The organism is Paraburkholderia sp. MM5477-R1, from assembly GCF_050436385.1.
Taxonomy (GTDB): Bacteria; Pseudomonadota; Gammaproteobacteria; order Burkholderiales; family Burkholderiaceae; genus Paraburkholderia; species Paraburkholderia tuberum.
The window spans coordinates 309,393-324,587 of record NZ_JBNDMC010000006.1; the positions used below are offsets into that span (position 1 = coordinate 309,393).

General features: G+C 62.3%; 16 protein-coding genes. 9 read left to right on the forward strand and 7 right to left on the reverse strand.

All coding sequences use genetic code 11. The features are described 5' to 3' along the window. Positions 1–9: 9 nt before the first annotated feature. The 4 genes from OKW35_RS19755 to metC are packed head-to-tail and all read right to left on the reverse strand — an operon-like array spanning position 10 to position 3,471. Positions 10–780, reverse strand: coding sequence for an amino acid ABC transporter ATP-binding protein (locus OKW35_RS19755; RefSeq protein ID WP_429403923.1), 771 nt, complete (start codon positions 778–780; stop codon positions 10–12). Further along, a complete protein-coding gene (locus OKW35_RS19760; protein ID WP_184057818.1) occupies positions 777–1,427 on the reverse strand; it encodes an amino acid ABC transporter permease in 651 nt (216 codons plus the stop codon). Before OKW35_RS19760 ends, OKW35_RS19755 begins: the two co-directional genes overlap by 4 nt. A gap of 2 nt (positions 1,428–1,429) precedes the next feature. Continuing rightward, positions 1,430–2,269 carry an ABC transporter substrate-binding protein gene (locus OKW35_RS19765; RefSeq protein ID WP_429552925.1) on the reverse strand — a complete coding sequence of 280 codons (840 nt, stop codon included), beginning with the start codon at positions 2,267–2,269 and terminating at the stop codon, positions 1,430–1,432. A gap of 38 nt (positions 2,270–2,307) precedes the next feature. Continuing rightward, positions 2,308–3,471, reverse strand: a complete 1,164-nt coding sequence (gene metC / locus OKW35_RS19770; RefSeq protein ID WP_187630028.1) for a cystathionine beta-lyase — start codon at positions 3,469–3,471, stop codon at positions 2,308–2,310. 100 nt (positions 3,472–3,571) lie between these two features. On the opposite strand from metC, the gene OKW35_RS19775 reads away from it, so the two are divergent. From OKW35_RS19775 to OKW35_RS19810, 8 genes are all read left to right on the forward strand, one after another. Continuing rightward, on the forward strand, positions 3,572–4,486 hold the full coding sequence (locus tag OKW35_RS19775) for a LysR substrate-binding domain-containing protein (RefSeq protein ID WP_429552926.1): 915 nt from the start codon (positions 3,572–3,574) through the stop codon (positions 4,484–4,486). A 357-nt stretch (positions 4,487–4,843) separates the two neighbouring features. Further along, complete coding sequence (locus OKW35_RS19780) at positions 4,844–5,443, forward strand: cytochrome b (RefSeq protein ID WP_429552927.1); 600 nt, start codon at positions 4,844–4,846, stop codon at positions 5,441–5,443. A gap of 190 nt (positions 5,444–5,633) precedes the next feature. Then, positions 5,634–6,728 carry an IS630 family transposase gene (locus OKW35_RS19785; RefSeq protein ID WP_184069115.1) on the forward strand — a complete coding sequence of 365 codons (1,095 nt, stop codon included), beginning with the start codon at positions 5,634–5,636 and terminating at the stop codon, positions 6,726–6,728. After that, positions 6,725–6,967 carry a DUF6429 family protein gene (locus OKW35_RS19790; protein ID WP_090812276.1) on the forward strand — a complete coding sequence of 81 codons (243 nt, stop codon included), beginning with the start codon at positions 6,725–6,727 and terminating at the stop codon, positions 6,965–6,967. The genes OKW35_RS19785 and OKW35_RS19790 overlap by 4 nt, the downstream gene beginning before the upstream one ends. 58 nt (positions 6,968–7,025) lie before the next feature. Next, positions 7,026–8,432 carry a glycosyltransferase family 2 protein gene (locus OKW35_RS19795; protein WP_429553811.1) on the forward strand — a complete coding sequence of 469 codons (1,407 nt, stop codon included), beginning with the start codon at positions 7,026–7,028 and terminating at the stop codon, positions 8,430–8,432. Positions 8,433–8,646: 214 nt separating this feature from the next. Continuing rightward, a complete protein-coding gene (locus tag OKW35_RS19800) occupies positions 8,647–9,837 on the forward strand; it encodes a Rieske 2Fe-2S domain-containing protein (RefSeq protein WP_429364705.1) in 1,191 nt (396 codons plus the stop codon). Between the two features lie 225 nt (positions 9,838–10,062). After that, complete coding sequence (locus tag OKW35_RS19805) at positions 10,063–10,188, forward strand: hypothetical protein (protein ID WP_260327592.1); 126 nt, start codon at positions 10,063–10,065, stop codon at positions 10,186–10,188. Between the two features lie 72 nt (positions 10,189–10,260). Beyond that, positions 10,261–10,695 carry a rubredoxin gene (locus OKW35_RS19810; protein WP_184030601.1) on the forward strand — a complete coding sequence of 145 codons (435 nt, stop codon included), beginning with the start codon at positions 10,261–10,263 and terminating at the stop codon, positions 10,693–10,695. Between the two features lie 33 nt (positions 10,696–10,728). Here OKW35_RS19810 and OKW35_RS19815 read toward each other — a convergent pair whose 3' ends face one another. Both OKW35_RS19815 and OKW35_RS19820 read right to left on the reverse strand, forming a co-directional pair. Beyond that, positions 10,729–11,583: an oxidoreductase gene (locus OKW35_RS19815; protein WP_429403929.1), complete on the reverse strand. Its 855-nt coding sequence runs from the start codon at positions 11,581–11,583 to the stop codon at positions 10,729–10,731. Between the two features lie 230 nt (positions 11,584–11,813). Beyond that, positions 11,814–12,752: a LysR family transcriptional regulator gene (locus OKW35_RS19820; RefSeq protein ID WP_429552928.1), complete on the reverse strand. Its 939-nt coding sequence runs from the start codon at positions 12,750–12,752 to the stop codon at positions 11,814–11,816. Positions 12,753–12,872: 120 nt separating this feature from the next. On the opposite strand from OKW35_RS19820, the gene lysA reads away from it, so the two are divergent. Continuing rightward, complete coding sequence (lysA, locus tag OKW35_RS19825; RefSeq protein ID WP_262419881.1) at positions 12,873–14,129, forward strand: diaminopimelate decarboxylase; 1,257 nt, start codon at positions 12,873–12,875, stop codon at positions 14,127–14,129. Between the two features lie 57 nt (positions 14,130–14,186). Here the strand turns inward: lysA and OKW35_RS19830 are convergent, their stop codons facing one another. Beyond that, complete coding sequence (locus OKW35_RS19830; RefSeq protein ID WP_429552929.1) at positions 14,187–15,107, reverse strand: LysR substrate-binding domain-containing protein; 921 nt, start codon at positions 15,105–15,107, stop codon at positions 14,187–14,189. Between the last annotated feature and the right edge of the window lie 88 nt (positions 15,108–15,195).

Here is a 15,195-nt window from a genome sequence, read left to right on the forward strand (position 1 = left end):
GCTCAATACTCAGGTCTCGATCAGATGCAGAAACTGCCTTACCCGTGGACTGCTGCCTTCACCAAAGAAGGCTTGCGGTGTCGTGTCTTCGGCAACCACGCCGCCGTCCATAAAAACAACCCGATCCGCTACATCTCGCGCAAACCGCACTTCGTGCGTGACGATCAGCATCGTCATGCCCGCTTTGGCAACGTCGCGCATGACGGTCAGGACATCCTCCCGCAGCGCTGGATCGAGAGCAGACGTGGGCTCGTCGAAGAAGATGACCTCTGGATCCATCGCGAGCGCCCGCGCGATCGCTACGCGCTGCTTCTGACCGCCGGACAGCCGTGCCGGATATTCGTTGGCTTTTGCGGCCAGGCCAACCTGTGTCAGCAGGTGAATTGCGCGCTCCGACGCTTGCGCACGAGGGACACCCTTGACGCTGACCGGACCTTCCATCACGTTTTCCAGTGCTGTCCTGTGCGGAAAGAGGTTGAACGACTGGAACACCATCGCGGTGCGCTGGCGGATCGCGCGGATCTTCTTCTGATTCTGGCGTGACGGTTTTGACAAACCGTTGCATTCGACATCAATGCCGCATACTGTCACGCTGCCGGCATCCGGTAGCTCGAGGAAGTTCAGCGAGCGCAGCAGCGTGGTCTTGCCCGACCCGGAGGGACCCATTACAACGACAACCTCGCCTTTCGATACGCTGAAATCGACGCCGCGCAAGACATGGTTGTCGCCAAATGCCTTCGAAAGTCCACGGACTTCAATCGTCCTGATATCAGTATTCATACAAAACGCCTCGAAATGCGATTCTCGAGGACGGTCTGGACTATCGTGAGAATCTGGTTGATGCCCCAGTAGATCAGGCCGACCATCAGGAACATTTCCATGTAGCGGAAGGTGGAGGCGCCGACCTGGTCGGCGACGCGGGTCAGTTCTACCACCGTAATTGTCGAAGCGAGGGATGTATCTTTGATGAGTGCAATCATGCGGCTGCCGACAGGCGGAATGGCGATGCGTAGTCCTTGGGGAAGAATAACCCGCGACATGGCTTTCCAGTAACCCATGCCCAGCGACATCGCAGCTTCCCACTGGCCCTTGTCCACCGCGTTGATGCCGGAACGGAAGTTCTCGCTCAGATACGCGGCCGAAAACAGCGTGAGCGCGAGGAGCGCGGCGGGAACCGGGTCAAGTGTCAGACCGTACCGGGGCAAACCGAAATAGATCAGCAGTATCTGCACGAGCAGCGGCGTGCCACGGAAGATGGATACATATGCGAATGCGAAGGCGCGTAGCGCACCTATGCTGGAGATACGAGCCAAGGCGACCAGCAACCCTAGCGTCGAACCGAGCACAAACGACAACAAACCGAGAAAGAGTGTCATCAGCACCGCACTCTTTAACAGCGGAAGCGAGCGCATGAAAAGCTCGAGCATGACTACTCCTTGTGTGCCTTCGCTTTGGTGATCGTGCCGGCCATATCGTAATCCCGCCCGACCCACTTCCTGGCAATGGCCTCGATCGTCCCGTCAGCCATCATGTCTGCAATCGCCTTATCGACCGCTGCGAGCAGGGCCGGTTGGCCTTTCTGCAAAGCCGGCGCTGATAGCTGGTAGATCAACGGTTCGCCCACTTCCTTGACCGGTAAATGGTTGACGTTGGCGTACTTCATGCCGCCGAAGTGCGAGATGATGACTGCGTCGATACGTCCATTGCCCAGATCGCTGAAGACGAGTCCCCCGTTATCGTACGAACGGATGTCGGAGTCATGCAGGTGTGCTCGTGCCCATGTTTCATTGCTCGAGCCAGTGACCACTCCCACTCGCTTGCCTTTAAGGGTTTCCTTGCCCTTGATGTCTGTATTGCCGGCGGGTACGAAAATGCGGAAATCCTCCACGCCGTATGGTTCGCCGAAATCAACCTGTTGTTGCCGTTCAGGTGTAGGTGTGAGATCGTTCATCACGAGGTCGTACTTGCCCGTCTTCAACCCTTCCACGAAGTTCTTGAACGAATCGGCGACGAATACTACGTTCGGCACGCCAATGCGCTTGCCGACTTCCTTTGCAATTGCAACGTCGTAGCCGACAGGTTGATTGTTTTCGTCAAGCATGCTCCATGGGGGACTACTCTGGGTGTTGGCCACGCGCAATGTGCCATTCGCCTTCACCTGCGCGAGAAGATCCGCTGCCTGCACAGTAGCGGGTGAACTGAATGCCGCGGAAAGCGTCATGAAACTCGCTACCGTGACAAAGCGTCTCCATCTCTTGATTGATTTCATCTCGTACTCACTCATCCAGGTAAGTTGAATTAAAAAATCTACGCAGCGGTTGCCCGGGCGCGTCCGAATGCGTCAAGACCGGCATTCAGATCCGCAAGCAGCATCGCCGGGTCCTCCAACCCGATCGAAAGGCGCACGATAGGCTGGTCGGTAAGCGGGAACGCACGCTCGGCCTGCAACGGGGCCGGGTAGTAGGCAGCGAGGCTATGCACGCCTCCCCAGCTCGCCCCGATGGGGAAATACTGGAGCGTATCGAAGAATGCGTTGAACGCGTCCTCCGCCGCGGGCTGGAGGATCAGGGAGAAGAGACACCCGCTGCTCGCAAAATCCCGCTTCCAGATGGCATGACCGGCATCGGACGGCAGTGCCGGGAACAGCACCTTGCTCACTTCCGGGTGACGTTCGAGTTCCCTCGCAATCTGCAGCGTTGAGGCGCTCTGGGCAGCGAAGCGGACCTTCAGGGTTTGCAGGCCGCGCATGACGAGGAAGCAGTCATCAGGGCTGGTCTGCTGGCCGAGAACGCTCTGCGTCTCGCGCAAGGTCGCGTAGTAATCCGCGTCGTTCATGCTGATGCAGCCCGCCAGTAGATCCGAATGACCACCAAAAAATTTCGTCGCGGCTTCGACGCTGAAATCCACACCATGTTCGAGCGGTTTGAAAGCGAGCGGGCTTGCCCAGGTGTTGTCCATCATCGTCAATACGCCGTGACGTTTCGCGACTTCGACGATCGCTGGAATGTCGGGCATCTCCATCGTCACCGTCCCCGGCGACTCCATGCAGATCATGCGGGTGTTGGGCTTGATGTACTTTTGAATCGCAGCCCCGATTGCCGGCGGATACAGTTCGACCTCGACGTCGAAGTGCGCCAGCCACTTATGCGCGAATGTCTTGAGCGCGCCGTAGCAGGCAGCGGACACCAGCAGGTGATCGCCGCCGCGCACGAAGCCCATCACGGTCGTCATCAGCGCGGATTGACCGGAAGGCGTCACCACGCAATGCGCGCCACCTTCGAGCTCGGCGATGCGGTGTTCCAGTTCACGAGCCGTTGGCGTTCCGGTGATGCCATAGCTGTAACCGTCCGGTTGCCGCTCCTTGCGGCGCGAAAACTCGGCCAGAGAATCGAATACAACTGTCGATGCCCGCATGACGGATGGGGACAGGCTGCGGAACGGCTGCGGCGCTTTCTGGGGATTGCTTGTCATCTTGCTCCCGGCGATGCCTCATGGTGGATTGACGGTCGAAGTTTACTTTTACCCGGGATTGCATCAACATCGGAAATAATTAGGTCAATAAGTCTAGGTTATGCGAATCAGGGATATTGAAGTGTTCAGGGCGGTCATGAACGCAGGAAGCACGAGCAAGGCGGCGGCCCTGCTCGGCATTTCGCAACCGGCTGTCAGTCAGGCCATCAGGCGTCTGGAAACCATGGCGGACTTCGGCCTGTTCGAGCGGATACGCAGCCGGCTCGTTCCCACCCAGGAAGCCGTCGCCCTGATGCGTGAGGTTGACCAGTACTTTCGCGGATTCGAGGTCATCGAGCATCGAATCCGTAGTTTGCGGTCCTACGGATTGGGCCGGATGGCGATCGCCTCTCTGCCGGCACTGGGCACAGGCTTTCTGCCACGTGTCATTGCGGCGTTCGATGCCCCGTCCAGAAACGTGCAAATTTCGCTACAGGTGATGAGTTCGCGCGAAGTGCATGAGAAGGTCTCGGCTGGACAGGTGGATTTCGGCCTGATGTCCGACGAGATGTCGATGGCCGGCCTCGAACACTCGGTGTTCGCGCGTATGCGGGCTGTCGCAGTGATGAACTCACATCATCCTTTGGCCGCGCGTCCTGTCATCGCTGTTGCGGACCTGCCTGAATTTCCTTTCATCGCGCTGAATCCCGAAGACAGCACAAGGCTACGCCTGGAAACGCAACTCACGGCACGCGAAATCCGTCTCAAACCGGTCGTCGAGACGCCGTATTCGCACACGATCTGCGAACTGGCGCTCGCGGGAGTCGGTATAGGAATCGCTCATCCGCTCGTGACGTTGGACTTCGCAGAGCGGGGACTCGTCGTGAAGCCGATCGACATCGAGGTAATGTTCACAGGAGTGCTGGTGTTTCGCCCTGGTACCCCACTCACGGAAACCGCGAGGCAGTTCATGCGGCACATGAGAATGCAGCTCGAACGTGACCAGAAGGCGCTCAAAAGGGCGCTGGCGAATTGATCGGATAGAAATCGGACACGCTTGATCGCTACATCGCGCCTGGCCTGGTCACGTTCGACACCGCGTTCGAGCGACGGCTCGAACGCGCGCAAGCGCAAGGTGAACTCGATGCTGCCGGGCGTCCCGCGCTGATCTGCGGGACGCCAGCCAGAACATGGGCCAAAACACCAGCTAAAAAGCAGCCACGCGAGTGCGATTTGCACGCGGGTCGTGCCTCCAAAGCCCGAAACAAACTGAAACACGCAGGTTAAGCGCTTTGCGGAATAAAACGGCACACTTGGGCGTTTGCCTGATACCGGTAGCGTCGATTTTCAAACAGCTTTCGCGGCATTCATCGCCCTCGCGAACGGAACCCCCGTGAACACCCAAGCGAATTCCCTGACCGATTCGACCGATGCCTCTCGCCCGCCGCGCTATACGCGCACCGCGATGACGCTGCACTGGCTGATCGCGTTGCTGATGTGCGTCAATGTCGTGCTCGCTCTGTCCGCCGATTCGCTGCCCGACGACTGGGTGCGTCCGGTGATCGACACGCACAAATCGATCGGCATCACGGTGCTCGGGCTCGCGCTGCTGCGCATCCTGTGGCGCGTGTCGCACAAGCCGCCGCCGTTGCCGCGCGAGTTTCCGTCGTGGGAAAAGATTGCCGCGCACCTCGCGCACTTCGCGCTGTATTTGCTGATGATTGCGTTGCCGCTGTCCGGCTGGCTGCACGATTCCGCGTGGAAAGACGCGGCCACGCATCCGATGCATTGGTTCGGCCTGTTCCAATGGCCGCGCATCGGCTATGTGATGCATCTCGACCCGACACTGAAAGAGACGTTGCACGATCGCTTCGGCGCGCTGCATGCGTGGCTCGGTTATGCGCTCTATGCGTTGCTGGCGATGCATGTCGGCGGCGCGCTCAAGCATGAGTGGCTCGATCGCAAATCGGTGTTGAAGCGCATGACGCCGTGAAGCCGCGGCGTGTTTTTGATGGCGCGCGAACACAGCTTCGCCAACTAACCGCAACCTAGCTGAACCTGAAACACTCACCCTGAAACACTCACCTTGAAGAAGACCCTAGTGTCCTGAGTTAAAAATTCATTGAATGATGCCGATCACGTACTAAAGTGTCCTGTGTAGCACTTGATACGCGGAGGCAACGATGAGTGGACGGTCCAAAGGGGAACTCGTGCTGAGCGATTCGGAGCGCGAAGACCTGCAAGCGCTGACGATGCGACGCAAGACCGCGCAGGCCCTGGCATTGCGGGCGCGCATCGTGTTGGCCTGTGCCGATGGCATGGACAACAAGACAGTTGCGGCGAAACAGCGGGTCACACAGCAAACGGTTTCGAAGTGGCGGGCGCGATTCGTGAGCCATCGTGTGGACGGCCTGCTTGATGCACCACGGCCCGGCGCACCGAGGACGATTGATGACGCGCGCGTCGATGCGGTCATCGCGAAGACGCTCGAGTCCGTGCCTGTCGGAGCGACTCACTGGAGCACGCGCACGATGGCTCGCGAAATGAAATTGTCGCAGACAGCGGTCACACGAATCTGGCGTGCTTTTGGCTTGCAACCGCATCGGCAGGAGACGTTCAAGCTCTCCAGCGATCCGATGTTCGTCGACAAGGTGCGGGATATCGTCGGGCTTTACCTGGACCCGCCGCTCAAGGCCATGGTGCTGTGCGTGGACGAGAAGAGCCAGATTCAGGCGCTCGATCGCACGCAACCCATGTTGCCGTTGGCACCCGGCATCCCTGAGCGACGTACCCACGATTACATGCGCCACGGTACGACCACCCTGTTCGCGGCGCTGGACATCGCTACTGGTGAAGTAATCGGCGAGGTACATCGGCGCCATCGCAGCAGCGAATTTGTGCGCTTTCTGCGCACCATCGAAGCCAGCGTGCCGTCTTACCTGGAGGTGCATCTGGTAATGGACAACTATGGCACGCACAAAACGCCCTCGATCAAAGCCTGGTTCGCTCGTCATCCTCGCTTCCATGTTCACTTCACACCCACCTCGGCGTCGTGGCTTAACCAGGTCGAACGATGGTTTGCCGCGCTCACTGAAAAATACCTTCGACGCGGTACGCATCGGTCGACACGTCAACTCGAAGACGCGATCCGTCATTATCTGGATGTCTATAACGCGAACCCCAAACCGTTTGTCTGGAGCAAGTCGGCCGATGAGATCCTGGCCAGCCTCGAACGGTTTTGTGTGCGCGTCCGCAAGGCTGCGGCAGGAGCATCATGAATATCAATACCGACGCAATTGATGAAGTTTCCCTCGCGCTCCTCTACCTGACCCTGCATGACCGATACCGTGCATGGAAGGGCTTCGACTGGGATGTGCTGAACCGGCTCCATGAACGAGGCCTCATCGAAGACCCAGTCAACAAGACGAAGTCCGTGATCTTTACGGAAGAAGGACTGCGCGAGTCCGAGCGACTTTTTAATCAGCACTTTGTCATTCCGGAAAGAACAGAGAATTGATTCAACGAACTTCTAACTCAGGACACTAGAACAGGCATTCGCTGTCGCGTCGCCGCGCATTCTGCCGCGTCGCGCGACGCTATCGAGCACGCTGATCCATTCCAGCGTCGTCGTGCTGTGGGCACTGCTGTTCGCGCGAGCATTCTTTCTGCGTGGCGCGCTCGCGTGGTCGACCGGTATTGCGTATGTCGTATATGACACGTTGCTGCTCGCGTTCGTCACGTGGAAGTCGTTGCCGCTCAGGCGCCGCGCGGCGCCGCTCGAAGCCGACCACGAACGGCGCGAGTTGCCGGGCATGGGTGTCATCGTCGCGTCGCGTAACGAGGCGGCCGTGTTGCCGGTCACGCTCGCCGCGCTGCTGCGGCAAACGCACGGCCCCGCGCAGATCGTGATCGCCGACGACGGCTCCACCGACGCCACCGCCGAGCTGCTCACGCAACGCTTCGGCCTCACGCCCGCCGCCGATGGCGTGCTGAGCGCGCCGAGCTCGCTGCATCCGAACCTGTTCTGGCTGCGCGTGTCGCACGGCGGCAAGGCCCGCGCGCTGAACGCCGCGATCACCGTGATGACGACCGACACCGTGATGACCGTCGACGCCGACACGCTGCTCGACGACGACGCCACCTACGCGATGCGCGCCGCGTTCGCGAGCGAGCCGTCGCTCGTCGCGGCAGCGGGCATTCTCGTGCCGGTCTGTGGCAAGTCGCTGTCGGGCCGCGTGTTCCAGTGGTTCCAGACCTACGAGTACATGCGCAACTTCATCGCGCGTTTCGCGTGGATGCGCGCGGACAGCCTGCTGCTGATCTCGGGCGCATTCGCGTCGTTCCGGCGCGATGCGCTCGTCGCGGTCGGCGGCTTCGATCCGCAGTGTCTGGTCGAGGATTACGAACTGATTCACCGGCTGCGCCGCTATTCGGTGGATCACGAGCTCGGCTGGGACGTGCGCGTGGTCGGCGAAGCGCATGCGCGCACCGATGCGCCCGACACCCTCGCAAGCTTTCTGCGCCAGCGCCGCCGCTGGTTCGCGGGCTTCCTGCAGACCCAGTACTGGAACCGCGACATGACCGGCAATCCGCGCTACGGTACGCTCGGCATGCTGATGCTGCCGGTCAAGGCGGTCGACACGATGCAGCCGATCTACGGCCTCACGGCATTCGCATTGCTACTCGGTTTTCTGTTCGGCGGACACGGGGCGATCGTCGTGTCGATCTTTAGCGTGATCGGCCTGAAAACGGCGATCGATCTGGCGTTTTACCTGTGGAGCATCCATCTCTACCGGCGCTGGACCGGCGAGCGCAGTGGCAACAGTCTCGGCATGGCGATGCTCGCGGCCGTTGCGGAGCCGTTCACGTTCCAGCTCGCGCGTCACCTGGGCGCCGCGCTCGGCTGGCTGCATTTTCTGCGCGGCGGCCGCGCGTGGGGCGTGCAACGGCGCTCCGGGCTCGTCGCGGTCGACGAGGATTGAGCAGCTCGAAGTGCAGGTCAATGTTTCTGTAGGGCGGGTGTGGTAAAGGTAGCTCGTTCACCCTGATGCGCGCTGCTGCGCAATGTGTGCTGCGATGCATCGCGCATGCCGGCGAAAGTGCCATGCGACGGCTGCATCAAGTAGACTGATGAAGATGCCGCACTGCCATGCAGCGCGGCAACCTTCCATCCGCTGGTGCACGGAGGCTTGACCTATGCATGCAGTTCCCCCGCTCGAACAGGAACAGGAATCCGCAGGCGCAACGCTCGCTGCCGCGCCTGCTCAAGCCACTCACGAGGCGCCGGTGCGCGATCTGCGCCGCGTCGCCATTCATCCGGATTACTGGTACCCACTCGCGTGGTCGCATGAAGTGAAGCGCGGCAAGACGCTCGGCGTGACCTTCGCCGGCGATCCGATCGTGCTCGCGCGCACCGGGAGCGGCAAAGTGTTCGCGCTGGAAGATCGCTGCGCGCATCGGCAGGTGCCGCTGCATCAGGGCGTGGTCGACGGCGAATCGATTCGCTGCGGCTATCACGGCTGGACCTACGACTGCTCGGGCAAGTGCATCGACGTGCCGTACCTCGGCCGCGAGCGTCTACCGAACGGTGTGCGCTCGTATCCGTGTCAGGAAGTGGAGGGACTGATCTTCGTGTTTCCCGGCGACGCCGCGCTCGCGGAGGAGCGGCCGTTGCCGGGCTTTCGCTCGGTGTCCGACCCGAAGTACAAGACGCGTCGTTTCGGCCGTCCGGTCAAGTGTCATTATTCGTTCATGCACGAGAACCTGATGGACATGAATCATCAGTTCCTGCATCGCCGCCAGATGGGGCGCATGCGCGCGCGTTCGCTCGGGCGGCGGCGCGGTGAGGGCTGGGTCGAGGTCGACTACACGTTTGCGCGCATGGAGGGGCAGCAGCCGCTAGGCGAGGCGATGGTGTTCGGCGAGAGGCGCAAGACCGGTGGCTCCGGCGACAAAGACGTCATGACGATCCGCACCGAATACCCGTTCCAGACGCTGCAAATCCGCAACGACGAGCAGACGCTGGTGATGGACCTGTGGATCGTCTATGTGCCGCTCGACCGCGAGCAGCGCACCAACCGAACGTTCGGGCTGCTGTCGATCCGCAAGCCCGGCATTCCCGGTGTGATGAATCTCGCATGGCCGCTGCTGGTGTGGTTCACCGAGCGCATTTTCAAGGAGGATCGCGAGATCGTCGAGGCGGAGCAGCGCGCCCACGATTCGCAGGGAGCGGACTGGAATCACGAGGTGTTCCCGGTCATCAACGACTTGCGCGCGCTGCTGCGCGAGTGCGGCGCGCCGGACCAGGTGGTCGGCGCGGGCACCGGCGATACGGCGGTGATCCGTTTCTGGGATTCGCGTCACGGCGATCCGCTCGCCAAGACCTGAGCGCGACGCGGCGCGGGTGTGTTCACCGGCGCCGCGCACCCCATCCCGCCACGGCTTTCCCCCTCGCCGGGAATTAATCCATCTCCCCACGGTAGACAATGCGCGGCGCGCGAGCGGCGATAATATCGCCCGGTACTTTGATTGCGCGCGAGTTTGCGCCAATCGACATTCGTCGCGTCCGCACCCGTGTACCATTGCGCTTTTTCCGAACTTCAAGACTCGCTCGTGACCACGCAACAAACCCCCACCAACTCGCGTAAATCCCTCACTCTGCTGCAGTTGCTTGGCCTGATCGGCGCCGCTGGCCTGATCGCCTCGATCGCGCTGAATCTGCTGGTCCACGCGCACTGAAGCAGCGCCCGCGTCGCGCGGGCAGCCTTGTGCCGGCGCGCGTCGCCGGCTTTCTCGAGATTTTTGATTGCCATGTACAAGAAGGGCGTAGCCGTAGAAATCCAGTTTTCCCCCGAGCGGCTCAACGACGGCGCCGGCGATCCGTACTGGATCGATCTGACCCGCGACGAAGCGCAGCGCCTGCTCGACAGCCTGAAGGCGCGGCTCGCGGGAACCGGTAGCGGCACGGTCGCGCCGCTCGTCGTGAGCCTCGATGCGACGGCGCGCACGTGCGCGGCGGATGCCGCTGCGACTGGTACGCCCGATGCGCCGTCGGCCGCGAACGTCGCCACAGCCGACGACTTCAAGCAATGGGTCTGCGTGATCTGCGGCTGGGTCTACGACGAAGCCGCCGGCGTGCCGGAAGAGGGCATCGCGCCGGGCACGCGCTGGGCCGATGTGCCGGCCGACTGGCGCTGCCCGCTGTGCGATGTGGGCAAGGAAGATTTTGCGCTGGTGGAGTTTTAAGCGGCGGGCCGAGGCTCGCCTGATAAACCCGCTCTACGCCGTCCCTTCCGGATAATCCGCCCCCTCGCTCGTCGCTCGCCAGGTGTCGAAATCGCCGCGCAGAAAGTCGAGCTTCCTGTACGCGAGATCGAGCGCGGTCTTGCCGAGCAGCAGACGCAGCGGCGGCGCGTCCGACAACGCCGCATCGATGATCGCCTGCGCGGCTCGCACCGGGTCGCCGGCTTGCTTGCCGCTGCGCGCTTCGGTCTGTTTGCGGCGCTCGCCGGCGGTCGACGCATAGTCGTCGATCAACGTTGCCGACTGCTTGATCGACGGACCCGCCCAGTTGGTGCGAAACGGCCCAGGCTCGACGATCAGCACGCCGATGCCGAGTGGTTTCACTTCCAGCGCGAGCGATTCCGACAGCCCTTCCACTGCGTACTTCGTCGCATGGTAGTAGCCGGTCGCCGCGAAACTCGCAATCCCGCCAATCGACGACACGTTGACGATCAAACCGCTGCGCTGCTCACGCATGATCGGCAGCACGGCCTTCGTGATGTCGACGAGGCCGAACACGTTGGTCTCGAACATCGCGCGGACTTCGCTGTCCTCGCCTTCCTCGATCGCGGCCAGATAACCGTAGCCCGCGTTGTTGACGAGCGCGTCGACGCGGCCGAAATGGCGCTTCGCCTGCGCGACCACGGTTTCTATCTGCGCGCGATTGGTCACGTCGAGCGGCAGCACCAGCGCGCGCTCGCCGTGCCCCTCTGCGATGTCCTTCACTTTCGATGCATCGCGCGCGGTGACGACCGCGCGCCAGCCGCGTTCGAGCACGAGCTTCGCGAGTTCGCGGCCGAAGCCGGTGGAACAGCCTGTGATCAGCCAGACGGGATTGTCTCGATTCATCATTTGGAACACTCCTGTTGAGGGTCTATGACGTGAAGACTGGAAAACGGCGCTAACAACGGCGCCCCGATGCGGCGCAGACGCGCGGCGCGTCGGTAATCGGTATGCGGGTGATGTCAGCTCGAAGCGTGCCCGGTTCGCGCGGCGGACGGTTCGGGCGGTGGCCCCGCGCGAACGCGCGTGGCGCTGCGCGGATTCGCCCGGCGATGAAGCGGGGGACGCCGCCGTGACTGCTATGAATGCGATGACCGCTTGGGGCTGGTGTGGCGCTTCAATTGTAGCCGCAGCGCGGCGGCTTCGCTTTGCAGCGCGCCGACGAACGCGTCCGCGAGCGGATGCGCGGGCCGGTGCTCGGGACGGATCACGCTGACGCGAAACGGCAGCGACGACGCGAGCGGCCGGATATGCAAATTGTGGCCCGCGAAATCGAGCGCGGTCAGCGGATTGACGATCGCAATGCCGAGCCCTTGCCGCACGAAGCTGCACACGGACACCGCGGTCGGCGTTTCGATCAGCAGGCGGCGCGCGATGCCGGCTCGCGCGAACGCTTCGTCGATTTGCAGCCGGTATGGATCGTTCGCGGACAGGCTGATGAACGCCTGATCGGCGAAATCTTTCAATGCGATCACGCGTTTCGCGAGCAGCGGGTGAGCGTCGGGCAGCACACACACTTCATCGACGGCGATGAGCGGCGTGAGCCGCGTGCCGGGCGGCGGCGCGTCGTGCTCGGTGAGGCCGAGGTCGTAGCGCTGCGCGCTCAGCCATTCTTCGAGAAACGGCGACTCCTGCGTCGCGATCGATACGCTGACGCCCCGCTGCACATCGTGAAAGCGTTTGACGGCGCCCGGCAGGATCGAATGCGAAAACACCGGCAGCGCAATCACGGACAGCTGGCCACCCTTGAATTCGCGCAGCGCGGCCGCCGTCGACGCGACGCGTTCGAGCCCGACATACGCGCGCTTGATCTCGTCGAACAGCGTCAGCGCGGATTGCGTGGGACGCAGCCGGCCCTGCACTCGCTCGAACAACGCGAAGCCGATGCTCTGTTCCATGCGCGCAAGTTCGCGGCTTACGGTGGGCTGCGACGTGAACAGCATCTCGGCTGCCTTGGTCACGCTGCCGGCCGTCATCAGCGCGCGGAAGATTTCGATGTGCCGGTGCGTGAGCGCCATGGTGGGTCCGTGCTATATCAAAAGTGAATAGGCGAGCAATAGATTGGTATTTTACTGAATGATCGCCACGGATCATCATGTCGGCTATCGCTTTCGCAAAGCTTCGACATGCAACCGACCATGACGCCATTCGACTCCCGTCAACTCGCCGACCTCGCGCGCCAGCACGGCACGCCGCTATGGGTCTATGACGCCGACACGATCCGCCAGCGCATCGCGCAGTTGCGCAGTTTCGACACGATCCGCTACGCGCAGAAGGCCTGCTCGAACGTGCACATCCTGAAGCTGATGCGCGACGAAGGCGTGATGGTCGATGCGGTCTCTTTGGGTGAACTCGCGCGCAGTTTTGCCGCGGGCTATGCGGCTCAACCCGCATCGAACGGTGGGCCCGAAGGCGTCGTCTTCACCGCCGACGTGCTCGACCACGCGACGCTGGCCACCGTGCTCGACGAGCGAATCACGGTCAACGCCGGCTCGCCCGACATGCTCGAACGGCTCGGGAGACACGCGAGCGAAGGCCATCGCGTGTGGCTGCGGATCAATCCCGGCTTCGGTCACGGCCACAGCAGCAAGACCAACACAGGCGGCGAGCACAGCAAGCACGGCATCTGGCGCGATGACCTGCCACGCGCGCTCGAACTGGTGCGGCGCTATCGGCTGAAGCTCGTCGGGCTGCACATGCATATCGGCTCGGGTGTCGATTACGCGCATCTCGCGAAAGTGTGCGATGCGATGGTCGATGCGGTGTCGCAACTCGATCAGGATATCGAGGCGATTTCCGCGGGTGGTGGTTTGTCGGTGCCGTATCGCGATGGCGAGCTGAGTGTCGATACCGCGCATTATTTCCGGCTGTGGGACGACGCGCGGCGCCGCATCGAAGCACGCGTCGGGCATCGCGTGCGACTCGAAATCGAACCGGGGCGCTTTCTGGTCGCGCAGGCAGGTGTACTCGTCGCCGAAGTGCACGCGCTGAACCGGCGGCCGTCGCGGCAATTCGCGTTGCTCGATGCGGGCTTCAACGACCTGGTGCGGCCGTCGTACTACGGCAGTTATCACGAGATCAGCGTGCTTCGGCGCAACGGCACGCCGAGCGATGCGCCGGCCGGCTCGTTCAGCGTGGCGGGGCCACTGTGCGAAGCCGGCGACGTGTTCACGCAGGCGCAAGGCGGTGTCGTCACGAGCCGGTCGATGCCCGCGCCTCGAGTGGGCGACCTGCTCGTGTTCCATGACACAGGCGCGTACGGCGCGTCGATGTCATCGAACTACAACAGCCGGCCGCTCGCGCCCGAGGTGCTGATCGAGCGCGGCAACGCGCGGCTGATCCGGCGCAGGCAGCGCATCGAAGAATTGATAGCGCTCGAAGCAACGGCGGCTTGAGCGGCGCATTGGAGCTCAACACTCAACACTCAACGCTCAATGCTCAATGCTCAACACTCAATGCGCCCGCACCGCGCGCGTGTACGACGCCATCATCGTCGCGAACTCCTGCGCGGCTGGGGTCAGCGGAATCGCGGCGCGTTGCAGCAGACAGACGTTCTGCTGCAACGTGCGCTCGCGCACGGGGATCGTCGTCAGCACGTCCGCGAACGGCCCGCGCTTCGCGATGATCGATGATTCGAGCGACAGGCAATCAGTCGCGGCTACCAGGTGCAGCGTCTCGTACAAGCCCTCGACGGTCGCGACGATCTTCGGCGGCGGCAAGCCGTAGCTGTCGAACAGATGGCTCAACCGGTTGACGTGCGGCTCCTCGGTCAGATTCGGCGAGCGCGTCGTCACCCACGTGCAATCGACGAGTTCGGCGAGCGACTTCGCGCGCGCCTTCGGATGACCGCGCCGGCACACGATCACCGGGTCGGACGGATAGAGCGGCGTGACCGACAGATCGGCGGTGTCGGTCTGCTTCGATACGAGCGCGACAGCGAAATCGAGCGTGCCTTCGCGGATCCACGAAATCATCATGCGCGACGTGCCCGTGCGCAGATGCACGGCGACGCGCTCGAAGCGCGCACGAAATTCCATCAACACGGGCGCGAACGCGTCGACGAGCGGCTCTGTCGTCATGCCGAACGTGACCTCGCCCACATAGTCGCCGCGCAGTTGCCGCACGTCCTCCTCGGCACGCTCGCATTCACCGAGGATCGCGCCGGCCCGCTGCAGCAGCCGCTGGCCCAGCGCGGTCAGCGCAATGCCGCGATTCGTGCGCGTGAACAGCGTCGCGCCGAGCATCGATTCGAGGTTCTGCAACTGCTGCGTGATGCCGCTTTGCGCGATGCCGAGCGCGCGCGACGCCGCGCGGATGCTGCCATGCTCGGCGACCGCCGTGAACGCGCGCAGCTGGGAAATCGTCAATGCCATGGCGACAGGGTTTGCTGATCGGTAAAAGTGATCATGATAGTCCGAATGGGACTTCTTTGAGGCGCCACAGCGGCTTACGATCACGCTG